The sequence below is a fragment of the Mycoplana azooxidifex genome (assembly GCF_014196765.1).
In the GTDB taxonomy this organism is placed as follows: Bacteria; Pseudomonadota; Alphaproteobacteria; order Rhizobiales; family Rhizobiaceae; genus Mycoplana; species Mycoplana azooxidifex.
The window spans coordinates 615,878-632,519 of record NZ_JACIEE010000001.1 but is presented as its reverse complement, the minus strand read 5'-3'; the positions used below and the strand labels follow the sequence as shown (position 1 = coordinate 632,519).

The 16,642-nt window shown below is 67.5% G+C and carries 14 protein-coding genes; 10 read left to right on the top strand and 4 right to left on the bottom strand.

The genetic code is table 11. The features are described from left to right. Positions 1-4 precede the first annotated feature (4 nt). Positions 5-1,207, top strand: a complete 1,203-nt coding sequence (locus GGQ64_RS02955; protein ID WP_183798800.1) for an MFS transporter — start codon at positions 5-7, stop codon at positions 1,205-1,207. Positions 1,208-1,228: 21 nt separating this feature from the next. Here GGQ64_RS02955 and GGQ64_RS02950 read toward each other — a convergent pair whose 3' ends face one another. Further along, positions 1,229-2,503: a LysR family transcriptional regulator gene (locus GGQ64_RS02950; RefSeq protein ID WP_183798797.1), complete on the bottom strand. Its 1,275-nt coding sequence runs from the start codon at positions 2,501-2,503 to the stop codon at positions 1,229-1,231. A gap of 115 nt (positions 2,504-2,618) precedes the next feature. Between GGQ64_RS02950 and GGQ64_RS02945 the strand changes: the two genes are divergently transcribed. From GGQ64_RS02945 to GGQ64_RS02905, 9 genes are all read left to right on the top strand, one after another. Continuing rightward, the gene (locus tag GGQ64_RS02945) at positions 2,619-4,154 is read left to right on the top strand and encodes an aromatic amino acid lyase (RefSeq protein WP_183798795.1); all 1,536 of its coding nucleotides are present in this window, start codon (positions 2,619-2,621) and stop codon (positions 4,152-4,154) included. A gap of 15 nt (positions 4,155-4,169) precedes the next feature. Next, complete coding sequence (locus GGQ64_RS02940) at positions 4,170-5,552, top strand: dihydroorotase (protein ID WP_183798792.1); 1,383 nt, start codon at positions 4,170-4,172, stop codon at positions 5,550-5,552. Further along, a complete protein-coding gene (locus GGQ64_RS02935; RefSeq protein ID WP_183798789.1) occupies positions 5,549-6,844 on the top strand; it encodes a Zn-dependent hydrolase in 1,296 nt (431 codons plus the stop codon). Before GGQ64_RS02940 ends, GGQ64_RS02935 begins: the two co-directional genes overlap by 4 nt. After that, a complete protein-coding gene (locus GGQ64_RS02930) occupies positions 6,844-7,947 on the top strand; it encodes a thiohydantoin desulfurase (RefSeq protein ID WP_183798786.1) in 1,104 nt (367 codons plus the stop codon). The genes GGQ64_RS02935 and GGQ64_RS02930 overlap by 1 nt, the downstream gene beginning before the upstream one ends. A gap of 237 nt (positions 7,948-8,184) precedes the next feature. Beyond that, positions 8,185-9,846 (top strand): thiourocanate hydratase, encoded by a 1,662-nt coding sequence (locus GGQ64_RS02925; RefSeq protein ID WP_183798783.1) that lies wholly within the window; start codon positions 8,185-8,187, stop codon positions 9,844-9,846. A gap of 208 nt (positions 9,847-10,054) precedes the next feature. Then, complete coding sequence (locus tag GGQ64_RS02920; protein WP_183798780.1) at positions 10,055-10,252, top strand: hypothetical protein; 198 nt, start codon at positions 10,055-10,057, stop codon at positions 10,250-10,252. A gap of 135 nt (positions 10,253-10,387) precedes the next feature. Beyond that, the gene (locus tag GGQ64_RS02915; RefSeq protein ID WP_183798777.1) at positions 10,388-11,098 is read left to right on the top strand and encodes an LssY C-terminal domain-containing protein; all 711 of its coding nucleotides are present in this window, start codon (positions 10,388-10,390) and stop codon (positions 11,096-11,098) included. 451 nt (positions 11,099-11,549) lie between these two features. After that, entirely contained in the window at positions 11,550-12,944 is a 1,395-nt protein-coding gene (locus tag GGQ64_RS02910) for a selenium-binding family protein (RefSeq protein ID WP_183798774.1), read from the top strand. A gap of 96 nt (positions 12,945-13,040) precedes the next feature. Next, positions 13,041-13,670, top strand: coding sequence for a hypothetical protein (locus GGQ64_RS02905; RefSeq protein ID WP_183798771.1), 630 nt, complete (start codon positions 13,041-13,043; stop codon positions 13,668-13,670). A 219-nt stretch (positions 13,671-13,889) separates the two neighbouring features. Here GGQ64_RS02905 and GGQ64_RS02900 read toward each other — a convergent pair whose 3' ends face one another. From GGQ64_RS02900 to GGQ64_RS02890, 3 genes are read right to left on the bottom strand one after another with little or no spacing between them, the layout of a single operon-like run. Then, a complete protein-coding gene (locus tag GGQ64_RS02900; RefSeq protein ID WP_183798768.1) occupies positions 13,890-14,651 on the bottom strand; it encodes an SDR family NAD(P)-dependent oxidoreductase in 762 nt (253 codons plus the stop codon). A 5-nt stretch (positions 14,652-14,656) separates the two neighbouring features. Beyond that, positions 14,657-15,478 carry an ABC transporter permease gene (locus GGQ64_RS02895; protein ID WP_183798765.1) on the bottom strand — a complete coding sequence of 274 codons (822 nt, stop codon included), beginning with the start codon at positions 15,476-15,478 and terminating at the stop codon, positions 14,657-14,659. Continuing rightward, entirely contained in the window at positions 15,478-16,344 is an 867-nt protein-coding gene (locus tag GGQ64_RS02890; protein ID WP_183798762.1) for an ABC transporter permease, read from the bottom strand. The genes GGQ64_RS02895 and GGQ64_RS02890 overlap by 1 nt, the downstream gene beginning before the upstream one ends. Positions 16,345-16,642: the final 298 nt, after the last annotated feature.

The following is a 16,642-nucleotide window of genomic DNA, read 5'->3' as shown; positions in this document are numbered from 1 at the left end:
TCCCATGCAAGCCATCTTCGATCCCTCCGAGAGCGGTTCACCCGCCGAAACGCCCGCCTGGGGCGCCGTCGTCTCCATGGCGCTCGGCGTGTTCGGTCTGGTGACGGCGGAATTCCTGCCTGCGAGCCTTCTGACACCGATCGCCGCCGAACTGAACATCACCGAAGGCGCTGCCGGGCAGGCCGTGACAGCAACGGCGGTGGTCGGAATGGTGGCGAGCCTTCTCATCACCTCGTTCGCCCGCCGCACGGACCGGCGGCACCTGATGCTGTTCTTCTCGCTGCTTCTGATCGTCTCCAATCTGATGGTCGCCTTCGCACCGGGCATGATCATGCTGCTGGTCGGCAGGGTGCTGCTCGGCGTCGCGCTCGGCGGCTTCTGGGCGATGGCAACCGCCATCACCATGCGCCTCGTGCCGCCGGACTCGGTGCCGCGGGCACTGTCGATGATCTTCAGCGGCGTGTCGGCGGCGACGATCGTGGCGGCACCGGTCGGCAGCTACCTGGGCGAGCTTGCGGGCTGGCGGACGGTCTTTATCCTGGCGGCCGGCCTCGGCGCGGTGGCGCTGACGATACAGTTCCTGACCCTGCCGCGGCTGGCGCCTGCGGGTGCCACGAGCCTCAAGGCATCGCTCAGGGTTCTCGTCCGGCCGAGCGTCGGGCTCGGCATTCTTGCGGCGACGCTGGTGTTCGGCGGCCACTTCGCCTTCTTCACCTACCTGCGTCCGTTCCTGGAAACCGATGTCGGCGCGGGCATCGAGACCGTCTCGTCCGTGCTGCTCGGCTTCGGGCTCGCCAATTTCGTCGGCACCCTCGTCGCCGGCCTGCTGATCGGCCGCAGCCTGCGGCTGACATTGACACTGATGCCGCTGCTGATGGCGGCGATCGCCTTCGTCCTGACGACGAGCGCACCGTCGCTGATCCTCGATGCCGCCGTGATCACGCTGTGGGGGCTGTTGTTCGGCGCTGTCCCGGTCGCCTGGTCGACGTGGCTGGCGCGGACCGTTCCCGACGATGCGGAGAGCGCCGGCGGCCTGCTCGTCGCTGCCATCCAGTTCGCCATCGCCATGGGCGCCGCCGTCGGCGGGGTGATCTTCGACACCAGCGGCGCCACAGGCGTATTCACCGCAAGCGGCCTGGTGCTGGCCGCAGCCGCGATCGGCATCCTCCTCGGGGTGAAGCCGCGGCCGGCCGTCTCCGTCGCCTGACCGAAAAGGCTGCCCCGCGCTTCATACACGCGGGGCAGTGCGCCTGTCCGGTGCGCCCTTGTCGGGCGACGATGCGGCCGGGCCGCTTTCGACGGCGGAAAGGATCTCCATCACCGCCTGCGCCGTCTGCCGCGACAGCGCGTTCCTGGGCCAGACGAGGTTCAGGGATTGCCGGAAGCGGGCGTCGAGGCGGATCAGCACCGGCGGATCGGCAATGCGGGAGACGGACTGTTCGGGCAGGATCGACAGGTGACCGTGCTCGCGCACCAGATTGATGATGACGGGGATGGAATCGACCTCCACCAGCGTCAGCCTCGCCCGCTCGGCGGCGGACAGGGTGCTCGCGAGATAGAGGTCGGTCATCTGGCGCAGGCCGCTCCTGACGCTCGGAACGGCGATCGGGAGTTTGTGCAGCAGTTCCGCAACGTCTTCCCCATCCCTTGCCACCGACCTTGATACGGCCAGCGCCAGCGGCGAGCGGCTGACGAGGGTACCGTCGAACTCGGCCGGAAAGCGATCGACGTCGAGAAGGGCCAGGTCGAACCGGCGGGCCTGCAGGCCGGAGATCAGATCGTCGGCCGTGGTCGAGGCGATGAAGAGCGGCTGGCGGGGGTGCTGCCTTTGCCAGGTGGCGGCGAGGGCGGCCAGCATGCGGGCTATGTCGCTCTCGTGGCCAAAGGGAATGACCGAGCCGAGCCGCCAGGTCCGCGCGCTCTTGCGGAAGCGTTCGTCGGAGGCCTGCGACAGGTTCGCCCAGATGTTGCCGATGCGCTCGGCGATCCCAAGGGCCACCATTCCCTGCGCGGTGCAGGCGACGCCGCCGCGCGAGCGGACGAGCAGGGGAAAGCCGATCTCCTGTTCCAGCCGGGCGAGCTGCCGGGTCAGTTGCGGCTGGCCGAGCCCGAGCATGCGCGCGGCCCGGCGGATGCTGCCGGCATGGACTGTCGCGCTGAAGCGGGCGAGCGCCGCCAGCGGGATCTGCGGCATCGGCCGGATAGGTGGGGACTGCGCTTGCGGGAGCAGAGAGTCCGGGGGTGCGTCGATGTCCGGGCCGGGGAGAAGCAACTCCTTCGCGGCGGCGGCGATTTCCGTCAGCCGTTCCATGCGCGCCTGCGCATCGAGCGTCGGCACCAGCATCGCGCCCTCCCGGCGCACAAGTGGAATCGAGATTGCCGCCTCCAGCCGCCGCAGGGCCGCGCTGGCGCTGGAGGCGGGCCTGCCTTCCAGCCTCGCTGCTGCGCGCACGCTGCGTGTGCGCAAGGTCGCCTCGACGAGGCAGAGTGTGGCAAGGTCCATCAGCGCGCTCCCGTTGCCGGCCGCAATTGTTCGGATATTGGCATCTAGCGTACGGATATTGGGATATATCCGATTTTTCCACCTTGCATAGAGTTGTTCGCACAGGGGAATGACAATGCTTGCAAGCGCCGAGACCTTCTATCTGACGGGAGAACCGCTGGGCTTTGCCGCGCTGGAGGCGATCGGGCGTGCAGCGACCCGGCCGATGGCCTGCGAGGTCGGCATGGGCCGCATCAGCGCCTCGCGCAAGGTGATCGCCGACCGGCTCGCCTCGGGCCTGCCGGTCTATGGCTCCAACACCGGCGTCGGTTCGATGAAGGACAAGCTCTGGACGGTCGACGACCTGATGGAGTTCAACCACAACCTCGTCAGGGCACATCACTTCGGCACCGGCGAGCCGTTCTCGCTGCCGATCGTGCGCAAGGCGATGGCGATCCGCATCAACACAGCGCTCGGCGGCTATTCCGGCTGCAGCCCGGAACTGGTCGATGCGTTCCTCGCGCTGCTCGAACGCGACGTCGTTCCCGTCGTGCGCCGGCACGGCTCGATGGGCTGCGCCGACATCGGCCTGATGGGGCAGGTGGCGTCGGTGCTGACGGGCGAGGGCGAGGCCTTCTTCCAGGGCGAACGGCTGCCGGCGGAAATCGCCCTTGCCCGCGCCGGGCTGCAGCCGTTCCGCATGCAGCCGCGCGACGCGCTGGCGGCGCTGAGCGTCAACGCCATTGCCCACGCTGCAGCAGCCGACGTCACCCGCGAGGCGGCGAAGGCGATCCGCAACCTGATGGTGACGGGGCTGATGTCGTCGCTGGCACTTGGCGCCTCCTCCGATCCCTGGCGGGTGGCCGCAAGGCTCTCCGGCCATGGCGAGGCGCTGGCCGGGCGCTGGTTTTCGGCGCAGGCCGCCTCCTGCGCCTGGCCGAAGCCGTCGGCGATCCACGATCCGCTCAGCCTGCGCATGACGGCGCAGGTGTTCGGCGCCTGCCTCGATACGCTGATGAACGCCGCCGAGCGCATCGTCGAGGCGACCGCCCAGACGGACGACAACCCGGTCGTGATCGACGAGCACGTGATGGCCTCGGGCGGCTCGCTGCCGCTGTCGACGGCGCTCTATGTCGAGGCGGCGCAGACCGGCTTCGCCCATCTCGCCCGCAACGTGCTGAACCGCTGCGTGCTGCTTTCGAACGGCGTGCGCCGCAACCTGCCGGTCAACCTCGTTGCCCCCGGGGAGGCTGCGACCGGCTTCGGCCCGCTCGTCAAGCTCGCCGTCGAGCTCTACATGCGCATCCAGTCTCTCGCCGTGCCGATTTCCGCCCAGTCGATCGTCGTCGCCGGCGGGCTGGAGGAGGAGGCGACGTTCCTGCCGCTGATCGTGGAGCGGATGGAAAGCCAGGTGCGCGACCTGCACCAGCTGGCGGCGCTGGAGGGCATGCTGTCGGCGCAGGCGATCGACCTTGCCGGCGACAGCCCGGAGGGCGTTGCTGCGGTCGCCTACGAGCGGGTGCGCAGCGTGACCCCGTTCTATCGCAAGGACCGCCTGCTTTCCGCCGAGATCGAGGCGTTGGATCGCGACCTTGCCTGTCCCGATGCGCTCGCCTCCTTCGTGGCGGCGGCGCCGATGGACGATGTCGACGCGTTCTTCGCGCTGGCTTGAGGAGAGGGGACGCCGATGGCCGACTTCGATCTGGTGGTGAAGGGAACGGTGGTCCTGCCCGACCGCATCGTCGAGGGCGGGCACGTCGCCATGCGTGACGGAAAAATTGCCCATGTTGGCCAGGGGGTGATGCCCGCGGCGCGCGAGCGCCACGACCTGAAGGGCGCGATGATCCTGCCCGGCGCGATCGATGCGCAGGTGCATTCGCTGTCGCAGAAGGACCAGGAGGACTTCATCTGGTCCACACGCTCCGCCGCCGCCGGCGGCGTCACCACGATCGTCGACATGCCCTATGACGAGGGCAACCTCGTCTGCTCGGCTGCGGCCGTCGCGCGCAAGGTCGCGCATGCGGGCAAGCAGGCACGCGTCGATTTCGCCCTCTACGGCACGATCGACCCGGAGGAGGGGCCGGCGCGCATCGGCGAGATGGTCGAGGCGGGCGTCGCCGCCTTCAAGTTCTCCACTTTCGGCACCGATCCGAAGCGCTTTCCGCGCATTCCGGCGGCGCTGCTGGAAGACTGCTTCCGCGCGATCGCGCCGACGGGACTTTCGGCCGGCGTCCACAACGAGGACGACGAGGCGGTGCGGGCGGCGATCGAAAGGGTGCGGGCGCTCGGTATTGCCGACTGGCGCGCTCACGGCCTGTCGCGCCCGCCACTGACCGAACTTCTCGCCACGAACCAGATCTACGAGACCGGTGCTGCGACCGGCTGCCCCGCCCATGTCGTCCACTGCTCGCTCGGCCGCGGCTACGAGATTGCGGTCGCCTACCGCGCGCGGGGTCATCGCGCCACGATTGAGTGCTGCATCCACTATCTCACGCTGGACGAGGAGAACGATGTGCGCCGCCTCGGCGGCAAGGCGAAGATCAACCCGCCGATCCGCCCGCGCGCCGAGGTGGAGAAGCTGTGGCGGCACGTGGCCGACGGCAATGTCACGCTGGTCTCCACCGATCACGTCAGTTGGTCGGAGGACCGCAAGACCCATCCGGACATGCTTGCGAACGCGTCGGGCGTGCCGGGGCTGGAGGCGATGGTGCCGCTGTTCGTCAAGGGGGCGCTCGAGCGCGGCATACCGCTGACACGGGCGGCGGAACTGATGAGCCTGAACCCGGCGCGGCATTTCCGCCTCGACCACGTCAAGGGTGCGCTGGAGCCCGGCAAGGATGCCGACATCATTGTGCTCACTCCGGAGTCCTATACCTACGACGCCGCCGAGAGTGGCAACAACGTCGTCGGCTGGTCGCCCTATAACGGCATTCGGCTGCCGTGGCGGGTCGCGGCGACCTTCCTGCGCGGCCGGCTCGCCTTCGACGGCCGGCGGGTGCTGGCCGAGCCGGGCGCCGGCGCCTTCGTCCGACCGCTGCCGACGCTTGCGGTGAAAGGAGAGCGGCCATGAACGCGCCCCGCACCAATCTGCCGGTCGATCCCGCCCGCATCGCGGACGTGATCGACGGGCTTGCGGCGATCACGGAGCCGGATCGGCCCTATACACGACGGGCGTTTACCGCCCTGTATCCTGCAGGGCGGGCTTTTGTCGAGCAGCGCTTCCAGGCCGCCGGCCTTGAGACCCGCATCGATGCCGTCGGCAACCTGATCGGCCGGCGGCCGGGCAAGGTGCCGGCGCTCGGCACGATCATGCTCGGTTCCCATTCCGACACTGTCCCCGACGGCGGGCGCTTCGACGGCATCGCCGGCGTGGCGGCGGCGCTGGAGGTGGCGCGGTCGCTCGCCGATCGCGGCGTCGCGCTCGACCACGACCTGGAGATCGTCGATTTCCTCGCCGAGGAAGTGTCGATCTTCGGCGTCTCCTGCATCGGCAGCCGCGGCATGGCCGGCGTCTTGCCGGAGGAGTGGCTTTCGCGGCAGAGCGGCGAGCTGACGCTGGCCGAGGGCATCCGTCAGGCGGGCGGCGATCCGGCGCAGCTTGCAGCCGGCGCGCGCACCGACATCCGGGCCTTCATGGAACTTCACATCGAACAGGGGCCGGTGCTGGAGGAAGAGAAGTTCGACATCGGCGTCGTCACCGCAATTGCCGGCATCACGCGCATCGAGATCGTGGTGGACGGGCGGGCGGACCATGCGGGGACGACGCCGATGGGCGGCCGCGCCGATGCGCTCGCCGCAGCAGCAAGGCTGGTGACGGGTGTGGAGGCGCTGGCGAAATCCCTTGCCGGCGGCCGGTTCCACTTTACTGCAACGGTCGGCGAATTTTCGATCGAGCCGAATGCCGCCAACGTCGTTCCCTCACGGGCCAGGCTGTTGGTGGATGCGCGCGCCGAGGAGAGGGCGATGATGGAGCTCTTCGCCAATTCGCTCGACCAACTCACCGAGCAGATCGCCCGCGAGACGAAAACGACCATCGCCACCCCGCGCCGCATCTCCGACAATCCGCCGACGCCGGCCGACCGGATGCTGGTGGGCGTGCTGGATGCGGCCTGCATCACAGCGGGCGCCAGCAATCGCCGCATCGTGTCGGGTGCGGGCCACGACACCGCCTGGATGGCGCGGGCGACGCGCTCGGCGATGATCTTCGTTCCCTGCCGCGGCGGACGCAGCCACGCGCCGGAGGAATGGGCGGAGAACGACGATATCGCGATGGGTGCGGCGGTGCTGCTTCACGCAGTGATTCAACTGGACCGCGATCTTCAGAGCCAGGAACCTCAGAATGTGATTCAGGAAAACGGCTGATGGGGCGGATCTTAAAGGAAAAAGACGTCGAGGCGGCCGTGCGCGGCGGCTCCGTCTATGCCGCCGGTGGCGGCGGATGGGCCGATCACGGCCGCATGCTCGGTCATGCCGCAGTCTCCATCGGCAAGCCGGAGCTGGTCTCGATCGACGAGCTTACCGACCACGACTGGGTGGCGACAGCGGCAGCGATCGGCGCGCCGGCCTCGACCACGCCTTGGGAGATGCGCGGGGTCGACTACGTCAAGGCGGTGGAGCTCCTGCAGCAGGCGCTCGGCGAGAAGGTGGCCGCGCTGATGGTCGGCCAGAACGGCAAGTCGTCGACACTGAACGGCTGGCTGCCGTCGGCGATCCTCGGCACCAAGGTGCTGGACGCGGTCGGTGACATGCGCGCGCACCCGACCGGCGACATGGGCTCGATCGGCATGGCCGGCTCGCCCGAGCAGATGATCCAGACGGCGGTCGGCGGAAACCGCGAGGAGAACCGCTATATCGAGCTTGTCGTGCGCGGCGCGACCGCCAAGGTCTCGCCGGTCCTGCGCACGGCCGCCGACCAGTCCGGCGGCTTCATCGCGTCGTGCCGCAATCCGCTGCGGGCGTCCTATGTGCGGGCGAACGCAGCACTGGGCGGCATCTCGCTGGCGCTGAAGCTCGGCGAAGCGATCATCGCGGCGGAGAAGCGGGGCGGCTCTGCGATCATCGACGCGATCGTTTCGACCACCGGCGGGGCGATCCTGTCGGAGGGGACGATCACGGAGAAGGCGGTCGTCTATACGAAGGAGGCCTTCGACATCGGCACGGTGACACTCGGCAGGGGCGATACCGCAGTCACCTTGCACGTGATGAACGAATACATGGCGGTGGAATCTGCCGGCGGCGTGCGGCTTGCGACCTTCCCCGACGTGATCACCACGCTGTCGCCGGAGGGCGAGCCGCTCAGCGTCGGGCAGTTGCAGGTGGGGATGAAGCTGTTCGTGCTGCACGTGCCGAAGGCCGTCATCCCACTGGCGTCCAGCGTACTGGACCCGACGGTCTATCCGCCGGTGGAGAAGGCGATGGGGATCGAGATCGCGCGGTATGCGCTGGGTCCTTCACCCTCCCCTTGAGGGGGAGGCTCCGTGCTGGGCGCCGGGGTTGGCGTGATGCACCGGATCCTCTTCTCCCCTCGGGGAGAAGATGCCCGTCAGGGCAGATGAGGGGGATGGGGCGCGTCTCCGCAGCGAGACGGCCGAGGGGGACTGCGGAGCCCCCTCATCCGGCCCTTCGGGCCACCTTCTCCCCAAGGGGAGAAGAGGGAGCGTGCGGCAGGCGCGGCGCAAAAGCACATGTTGAGAGGACACACCATGCCCAGACCCAACCCCCGCCATCCGAACTTCCCGATCCCTGGCGGGCCCGTGCTGCGGGCCAAGGGCTGGCGGCAGGAGGCGTTGCTGCGGCTGCTGGAGAACGTGCTTTCCGTTGGCGAGGATCCGGAAAACCTTGTGGTCTATGCAGCGCTCGGCAAGGCTGCGCGCAATTGGGCCTCGCACCGGGCGATCGTCAAGGCGCTCTGTGAGATGGAGGAGGACCAGACGCTGCTGATCCAGTCCGGCAAGCCTGTCGGCCTGCTCAGGACCCATGCGAAGGCGCCGCTGGTGATCATGGCCAACTGCAACATCGTCGGCCAGTGGGCCAAGGCGGAGGTGTTCTATGAGCTCCAGCGCAAAGGGCTGATCTGCTGGGGCGGGCTGACGGCGGGTGCGTGGCAGTACATCGGCAGCCAGGGCGTCATCCAGGGTACCTACGAGATCTTCATGCGCATCGCCGAAAAGCGCTTCGACGGCTCGCTTGCCGGCCGCTTCATCCTGACCGCCGGCCTCGGCGGCATGGGCGGCGCGCAGCCACTCGCAGGCCGCATGGCGGGTGCGGCGATCCTCTGCGTCGACATCGATCCGGAACGGGCGGAGAAGCGCAAGGCGATCGGCTACCTCGAGCATGTCGCCCCCGACCTCGATACGGCGCTGGCGATGATCGACGCGGCGGTGACGGACAAGCGCGCCACCTCGATCGGGCTCGTCGGCAATGCGGCGGAGGTCTATCCAGAGATCGCAAGGCGCGGCATCGTGCCGGACATCGTCACCGACCAGACCTCGGCGCATGATCTCGTCTACGGCTACGTGCCGAAGGGCATGGGGCTTTCCGAGGTGAAGTCGCTGCGAGAGGACGGGCAGGGGCAGCTGATGGCGGCCAGCCGCGCCTCGATCGTCGAGCATGTCACCGCCATGCTGGACTTCCAGCGGAAGGGTGCCGAGGTGTTCGACAACGGCAATCTGATCCGCACCCAGGCGCGCGAGGGCGGGGTTTCCAACGCCTTCGACATCCCGATCTTCACCGAGGCCTACCTGCGGCCACTGTTTGCCCGCGCCATCGGGCCGTTCCGCTGGATGGCGCTGTCGGGCGAGGAGAGCGACATCGCCCGCATCGACGACCTGCTGCTTTCGATGTTTCCCGACAACCGCATCGTCACCAACTGGATCCGGCTGGCGCGGGAAAACATTCCCTTCGAGGGCCTGCCGGCGCGGATCGCGTGGCTCGGCCATGGCGAGCGGACCGAACTGGCGCTGGCGGTCAATGCGCTCGTCGTCACCGGCGAACTGAAGGGGCCGATCGCCTTTTCCCGCGACCATCTCGACGCCGGCGCGATGGCGCATCCCAACATCATGACCGAGCGGATGAAGGACGGCTCGGACGCGATCGCCGACTGGCCGCTGCTCGACGCCATGCTGCTGTGCTCCTCGATGGCCGACCTCGTCGTCGTCCATTCCGGCGGCGGTGGCTATGCCGGCTACATGACGAGCTGCGGCGTCACCGTCGTCGCCGACGGCACCGAGGCGGCGGCGGAGCGGCTGGAGCATGCGCTGACCAATGATACGGCGCTGGGGGTGATCCGCTATGCGGATGCGGGGTATGAGGAGTCCTTCGACGAGATCGACCGCAAGGGCATCGGGCACATTCCGGTGGGCTGATGTGGGCGGAATGTCGGTGCCTACTGGGATCGACCTGCTGCTGTCGGATTGCGACGTCAGCGACGCTTGCAGGATCAACCCGCCAGCGGCGCCGCTGGCCATGTATCAGCGTTCAGGCCCATTGCGGACTTCGTCATGTTTGCCCATGCTATTCCGGTAATTGAGACGCAGAAGTTGAGGCGGCATGACACGATGAGGAGACGAGGCTATGTCGGGCAAGCTGGTAACACTGGTAGGCGTGGAGACGATTGTGGAGGCTGAGGTGACCATGTCCATGCTCAGAGCTTACGGTATCTACACCAATCTGCAGTCTAACGGTCGTGGTGAACCCTACAGTATCAGCGTTGTGGATGCTGACTTCGAGACTGCAAGGGCTTTGCTGTCTGATATCGACAGAACCGAATGACAGGCCAACTGCCCGCGATGGCATCCTGCTGATATTCCTCAGGCCCTGTGCTAGTCTCTGCGGTCGCTGTCTGCTGTGAAGACACGACGGCTGCGGCCTTTCGGGCAAGCGGCGCGGGAGAGGGGGCGGGGAACAATGATCCGCAGAAAATCGCATCTGGCGGTCGGCAGCATCACGGTGTTGCTCGGCGTTTACCTGTTGGTCGCCTATTTCGTGCTGCCGGAGATCTGGATCTTCCGGGATTCCAGGAAGGTCGGCAGCCTCAGCAGCATGGTCACGGTCACCGACGACGACATTCCGGGCGATCCGATCAATGTCGGGCTCGTCGGTACCAAGGAGGAGGTCATCCGCGCCTTCGCCGCCGCCCATTGGGATCCGGCCGACAAGATCACGCTGCGTTCCTCCGTCGATATCGGCCTCAGCGTCGTGCTCGACCGGCCGGATCTCGACGCCCCGGTGAGCCCGCTTCTGTTCGAGGACCGCAAGCAGGACCTCGCCTTCGAAAAGCCGGTGGGGCGCAGCGCCGACCAGCGCAACCATGTCCGCTTCTGGCAGACCGAGCAGACGGGTGATGACGGCCGGCCGTTGTGGCTGGGGTCCGCCAGCTTCGACCGCGGCGTGGGCATCAGCCACGACACCGGCCAGATCACCCACCATATCGGCCCCGATGTCGACGCTGAGCGCAATCTCGTCATCGGCGACCTGCAGACCGCCGGGCAACTGTCGTCCACCTACGAGATCGAAGGCATCGGCGCGACGCAGGACGGCCGCAACGGCGGCGGCGACCGCTACTTCACCGACGGCAAGGCGACCGTCGGCGTACTGGTCGTGCCGGCGGCGCAATAGCGACGCGAGAGGTGCAGAAGCTCCCTGGGTCGCGGTCCGGGAAATGCTTGCGTTCGGGAAGGCCGCGCCGGCACAAGGCAACCGCATATGAATAGGTATCCCTCCCCACCCTCCCCACAGGGGGGAGGGCTTAACCCGGTCGCTCCGCCGGAATCCCATTCGGGCAGGCGAGTGCGGCAGGTCTTCTCCCCCCTTGTGGGGGAGATGGCCGGCAGGCCAGAGGGGGACTTGCCATATGCGATTGCGCTGGCAGCCGGCAGAATGGGACTGCACAGACGGGGCGATATCTGACAGAATTGCGCCGAGGGGAGGACAGCCCGGCCGGCCCGTCGAAAGGCCTCGCGCCTTTCCTGTCGCAGGATCGACCCATGCCCCTTCGCCGGCAACGAGACGGACGCCGGCCCGCAAGCACAGACATCTGAAGTCGTCCAGCAACGCAGGAGCACTTCACATGGCAAACTGGAAACCCGATCCAAGCTTCTATCCGTCCCCGCGCATGGCGATGAAGGCGGAACCCGAGACGCTCGCCTATGTCGCGGCCTTCGACCCGACGCGGACGGTGCCGGATACGCTCGCCGTCGTCGATGTCGATCCGAAATCGCCCTCCTACGGGCAGATCGTCCATTCGCTGGCGATGCCGAGCGTCGGCGACGAACTGCACCATTTCGGCTGGAACGCCTGCTCGTCCTGCCTCTGCCCGAACGCACCGCATCCGCATGCGGAGCGGCGCTACCTGGTGGTGCCGGGGCTGAAATCGTCGCGCATCCATATCGTCGACACGAAGCCGGACGCGCGTCGGCCGACGATCAGCAAGGTCGTCGAGCCCGCCGAGGTGGCCGAGCGGGCCGGGTACACGCGGCCGCACACCGTCCATTGCGGGCCGGAGGGCATCTATGTCGCAGCACTCGGCAATGCCGAGGGCAAGGCGCCGGGCGGGGTGTTCCTGATGGACCACGAGACGTTCGAGGTGCGCGGCCAGTGGGAGATGGACCGCGGGCCGCAGCAGCTCTCCTATGACGTCTGGTGGCATCTCGGCCACGATACGCTGGTCACCAGCGAATGGGGTACGCCCGATACCTTCGAGAACGGGCTGATGCCGGAGATCCTGCTGGGGGCGAAATACGGCCGGCGCCTGCATTTCTGGGACCTGCACAAGCGCAAGCACCTGCAGACGATCGATTTCGGCGACAAGTACCAGTTGGTCTTCGAGCTTCGGCCCGCCCATGACCCGACCAAGGCCTATGGTTTCGTCAATACGGTGCTGTGCCTGGAGGATCTTTCGTCCGCCATCTGGGTCTGGCATCGCGACGGCGAGAAATGGGCGGTGACCAAGGTGATCGACATACCGGCCGAGCCGGCCGACCCGGACCAACTGCCGCCGATGCTGAAAGGCTTCAATGCGGTGCCGCCGCTCGTCACCGACATCGACCTCTCCATGGACGACCGGTTTCTCTACGTCTCCTGCTGGGGCACTGGCGACCTGCTGCAGTTCGACGTCTCCGACCCGTTCAAGCCGAAACAGACGGGCAAGGTGCGCATCGGCGGCATCGTCGCGCGGGCAAACCATCCGGCGGCGAAGAACGGCGCACTCAACGGCGGGCCGCAGATGGTGGAGATCAGCCGCGACGGCAAGCGCGTCTACTTCACCAATTCGCTCTACGGCGCGATCGACGAGCAGTTCTATCCGGACGGCATCGACGGCTGGATGGTGAAGCTGGACGCAAAGCCGGACGGCGGCATCGCCTTCGACGAAAAATTCTTCGTCGAATGGCCGAAGTCGCACCGGCCGCACCAGGTGCGCCTGCAGGGCGGCGACTGCTCGTCGGATTCCTACTGCTATCCTTGACGGCAGGCTGTCCTGCGGAGGCGCTCGTCCCGGGCTCATCGGGGCTCATCGGGGCTCACTGGTCTGGGCACGGCGCGGAAAGCGGGCGAGGCGGGCATGAACGAGTTGTGGCCATGGCTGATGCTTGCGGGACTGGGCGCCTTCCACGGCCTCAATCCGGCGATGGGCTGGCTGTTTGCCGTGGCGCTCGGCGTGCACCGCCAGAGCGGGGCGGCCGTCGCAAGGGCCGTGCCGGCGATCGCAATCGGCCATGCGGCTTCCGTGGCGGTGGTGGCCGGTGCGCTGGTCACGGCCGGGCTCGCGGTCGACGAGGGCCGGCTGCGGATCGCCACCGGCTGCGTGCTCGTCGCCTGGGCAATCGGGCACTTCTTCTACGGGCACCGGCGCCGCGTGCGCGTCGGCATGACGACCGGTCTCGCGGGGCTGGCTGCCTGGTCGTTCCTGATGGCGACGGCGCATGGGGCAGGGCTGATGGTGCTGCCGGCGCTGATTCCGCTCTGCGTCACCAACGGGCCGCTCGCCGGGCTCGATGCGGGCGGGTCGGCGGCCACGGCGCTCGCTGCCGTCGGCGTCCACACCGCGGCAATGCTGGCTGCGACTGCGCTCGCCGCCTTCGCCGTCTACCGATGGATCGGGCTCGGCATCCTGCGCAGCGGCTGGATCAATGTCGATCTCGTCTGGACGCTGGTGCTGGTGGGGACGGGGTTGATGCTGATCGTCGCGTAGGACGCATTGCTCAGAACGTGTCAGGGCTCTCTCATGTGGCGCGACCCCCTCTGCCCTGCCGGGCATCTCCCCCACAAGGGGGGAGAATAGTCGTGGCACTCGTGAGCTCAACTGGAGCCTCGGCGGCGCGACTGGGTTAAGCCCTCCCCCTTGTGGGGAAGGTGGGGTGGGGTTTTTCAGATGCGATTGCCCTGCGGTGGTCTGGAGTGAGAGCGGCCCTCACACCACAGTCTCGCCCCCATCGATCACCAGCGCCTGGCCGGTCATGTAGCTGGAGCGGTCGGAGACGAGGAACAGGATCGGTTCGGCGATCTCGGCGACGTCGGCCCAGCGGCCCATCGGTACTTTTTCGCGCACATAGGCCTCGATCGCCGCGCGCCCGCCCATCTGCGAAATGAACGGGGCGTTGAAGGGGGTGTCGACCCAGCCCGGGCAGAGCGCGTTGACGCGGATGCCGAAGCGGGCATAGTCGCCGGCCATCTGCTTGGTCATGGCGATCACCGCGTGCTTTGTGGTCGTATAGGCGATCATCTCGCGGTCGTAGAGGATGCCGGAGGACGAGGCGGTGTTGAGGATGACGCCCTTGCCCTGCCTCTTCATCGCTGGCACGACCAGGCGGGCGGCGATGAAATGGGCGCGCACGTTCAGCTCCCAGGAGCGGTCGAAGCCGTCGACGGCCACCTGTTCGAGGTCGCCGGCGACCTGCGCGCCCGCATGGTTGTGCAGGATGTCGATGTGACCGTGACGGGCTAGCACGCCGGCGATGGCCGCTTCCAGCGCCGCATCGTCGGTGACGTCGAGCACGAGCGGTTCGGCGTGGCCGCCTGCGGCCCTGATGCTTTCCACCGTGGCCGCAGCGCCTGCCGCATCGCGGTCGAGGACGAGGACGGTTGCTCCCTCACGCGCCATGATCTCTGCCCCGGCGCGGCCGATGCCGGAGCCGCCACCGGTGACGATGGCGACCTGTTCCTTCAGGATCATCTGTTTCACTCCCCGGTGCTCTTTGTCTTTTTCTCGCGCATCAGCACCCGTGCGGCGAGAATGAGGATGAGCGAGGCGACCAGAACCATGGTGGCGATCGCGTTGATCTCGGGCGTCACGCCGCGGCGGATCGAGGCGAAGACGTAGATCGGCAGCGTCGTCTTGGAGCCAGCGACGAAGAAGGCGACGATGAAGTCGTCGAAGGAGAAGGTGAAGGCGAGCAGGAAGCCGGCCAGCACCGAGGGCAGGATCTGCGGCAGCACGATCTGGTGGAAGGTGGTCCAGGGCGTGGCGTAGAGATCGGCGGATGCCTCGACGATGTCGCGCCCGAGGCTGGCGATGCGCGCCTTCACGATCATCGTCACAAGCGCCATGGTGAAGAGGCCGTGGGCGGCGATGATCGAGCCGTAGCCGAGGCCGAACTGCGGTGGGCGCTCGCCCGGCCAGAGGCTGGCGATGGCCGGGTTGATCGCGCCGAAGACGGCGACGAGGGCGACGAGTGTCGCGATGCCGATGACGACGCCGGGCACGACGATCGCAGCCGCCATCAGTCCGTCGAAGACTGCGCGCATGCGCGGGCCGAGGCGCTGGATGCCGAGTGCTGCCATCGTGCCGAAGACGGCGGCGAGGACGGCGCTGGTGAAGGCTATGATCAGGCTGTTCTGCAGGGCGGTGACGAGGAAGGTGTTGCCCAGGGCCTTGCCGTACCACTGCGTGGAGAAGCCGGTGAATTCGCTGGCGCTGCGTCCGGCGTTGAAGGAGAACAGCACCACCAGCGCGATCGGCGCATAGAGAAAGACATAGACTGCGGTCATCAACGCGCGCATCAGACGAGATCCACCTGTCTTGAGCCGGAGACCCGCCAGGCAATCCGCATCGCCACCATCAGCACGAGGACGACGACGAGGACGAGCGTGACGGCGATCGCCGAGCCGAACGGCCAGTTGCGCGATTGCAGGAACAGGTCGACCAGCGCATTGCCGATGAAGAACACCTTGCCGCCGCCGAGAAGCTGCGGGATCAGGTACTCGCCGAGCAGCAGGATGGTGACGAGCGCCACGCCGGTCATCACGCCCGGCAGCGACAGCGGCAGGGTGACGGAGAAGAAGGTCGAGACCGGCTTGGCGCCGAGATCGGCGGAGGCCTCCAGCAGGCGGCGGTCGAGCTTCTCCAGGCTGACATAGATCGGCATGATCATCAGCGGCAGGTAGCCATAGACGATGCCGAGCAGGACCGCGCCCGGCGTGTTCAGCATCCGCACGTCCTCGATGCCGATCATCGACAGGAGATTGGGGATGCCGCGCGAGCCGAGGATGTACATCCAGGCATAGGTGCGCACGAGCAGGCTGGTCCAGAACGGCACCACCACGAGCGAAACCAGCATCAGCCGGTAGCGCGGGTCGGCCTTCACCGCGAGGTAGTAGGCGGCCGGATAGGCGACGAGCAGGCAGAGCAGCGCGCCGACCGGGGCGAGCATCAGCGTGTTCCAGAAGGCGGCGGCACGGGCGGGCAGGTTGGCATACTGGGCGAACGTGAACGCCGGCAGGTAGCCTCCTTCCGGTGCCCGCTCACCGAAGGAGAAGATCACCATGGCGACGAAGGGCAGGACGAGGAAGACGAACAGCCACAGCGCCGACGGCCCGACCAGCGCGGCGGTGACGAGGTTGCGTTTCGTTTTCGGGGCCATGGGCATGAAGGCTTTTCCGGTTCGATAGGGGAGGAACTGCCCAGGTTGCCGGGTCGCGATCCTGATAGTCCGGGCGGTAAGCGTCCGCCCGAACCGGTTGTCGTTGTCGCGCGGCGACCGGGTTCTGGGACGCGCGCCCCTCATCCGGCTGCCGCCACCTTCTCCCCGCAAGCGGGGAGAAGGGATGTGCCGCGCCGTCTCCGTCCCTCTCTGACTTGCCAAAGGGGCGGGCGGGATGCCGTGATCGTCCTTCTCCCCGTTTACGGGGAGAAGGTGCCGGCAGGCGGATGAGGGGCGGACAGGC

Bases quoted from the DNA above. Each gene is read 5' to 3' on its own strand.
- GGQ64_RS02910 (WP_183798774.1), top strand. From the start codon at position 11,550: ATGGCAAACTGGAAACCCGATCCAAGCTTCTATCCGTCCCCGCGCATG.
- GGQ64_RS02905 (WP_183798771.1), top strand. From the start codon at position 13,041: ATGAACGAGTTGTGGCCATGGCTGATGCTTGCGGGACTGGGCGCCTTC.
- GGQ64_RS02935 (WP_183798789.1), top strand. From the start codon at position 5,549: ATGAACGCGCCCCGCACCAATCTGCCGGTCGATCCCGCCCGCATCGCG.
- GGQ64_RS02920 (WP_183798780.1), top strand. From the start codon at position 10,055: ATGTCGGGCAAGCTGGTAACACTGGTAGGCGTGGAGACGATTGTGGAG.
- GGQ64_RS02945 (WP_183798795.1), top strand. From the start codon at position 2,619: ATGCTTGCAAGCGCCGAGACCTTCTATCTGACGGGAGAACCGCTGGGC.
- GGQ64_RS02895 (WP_183798765.1), bottom strand. From the start codon at position 15,478: ATGCGCGCGTTGATGACCGCAGTCTATGTCTTTCTCTATGCGCCGATC.
- GGQ64_RS02900 (WP_183798768.1), bottom strand. From the start codon at position 14,651: ATGATCCTGAAGGAACAGGTCGCCATCGTCACCGGTGGCGGCTCCGGC.
- GGQ64_RS02940 (WP_183798792.1), top strand. From the start codon at position 4,170: ATGGCCGACTTCGATCTGGTGGTGAAGGGAACGGTGGTCCTGCCCGAC.
- GGQ64_RS02925 (WP_183798783.1), top strand. From the start codon at position 8,185: ATGCCCAGACCCAACCCCCGCCATCCGAACTTCCCGATCCCTGGCGGG.
- GGQ64_RS02930 (WP_183798786.1), top strand. From the start codon at position 6,844: ATGGGGCGGATCTTAAAGGAAAAAGACGTCGAGGCGGCCGTGCGCGGC.
- GGQ64_RS02915 (WP_183798777.1), top strand. From the start codon at position 10,388: ATGATCCGCAGAAAATCGCATCTGGCGGTCGGCAGCATCACGGTGTTG.
- GGQ64_RS02950 (WP_183798797.1), bottom strand. From the start codon at position 2,503: ATGGACCTTGCCACACTCTGCCTCGTCGAGGCGACCTTGCGCACACGC.
- GGQ64_RS02890 (WP_183798762.1), bottom strand. From the start codon at position 16,344: ATGCCCATGGCCCCGAAAACGAAACGCAACCTCGTCACCGCCGCGCTG.
- GGQ64_RS02955 (WP_183798800.1), top strand. From the start codon at position 5: ATGCAAGCCATCTTCGATCCCTCCGAGAGCGGTTCACCCGCCGAAACG.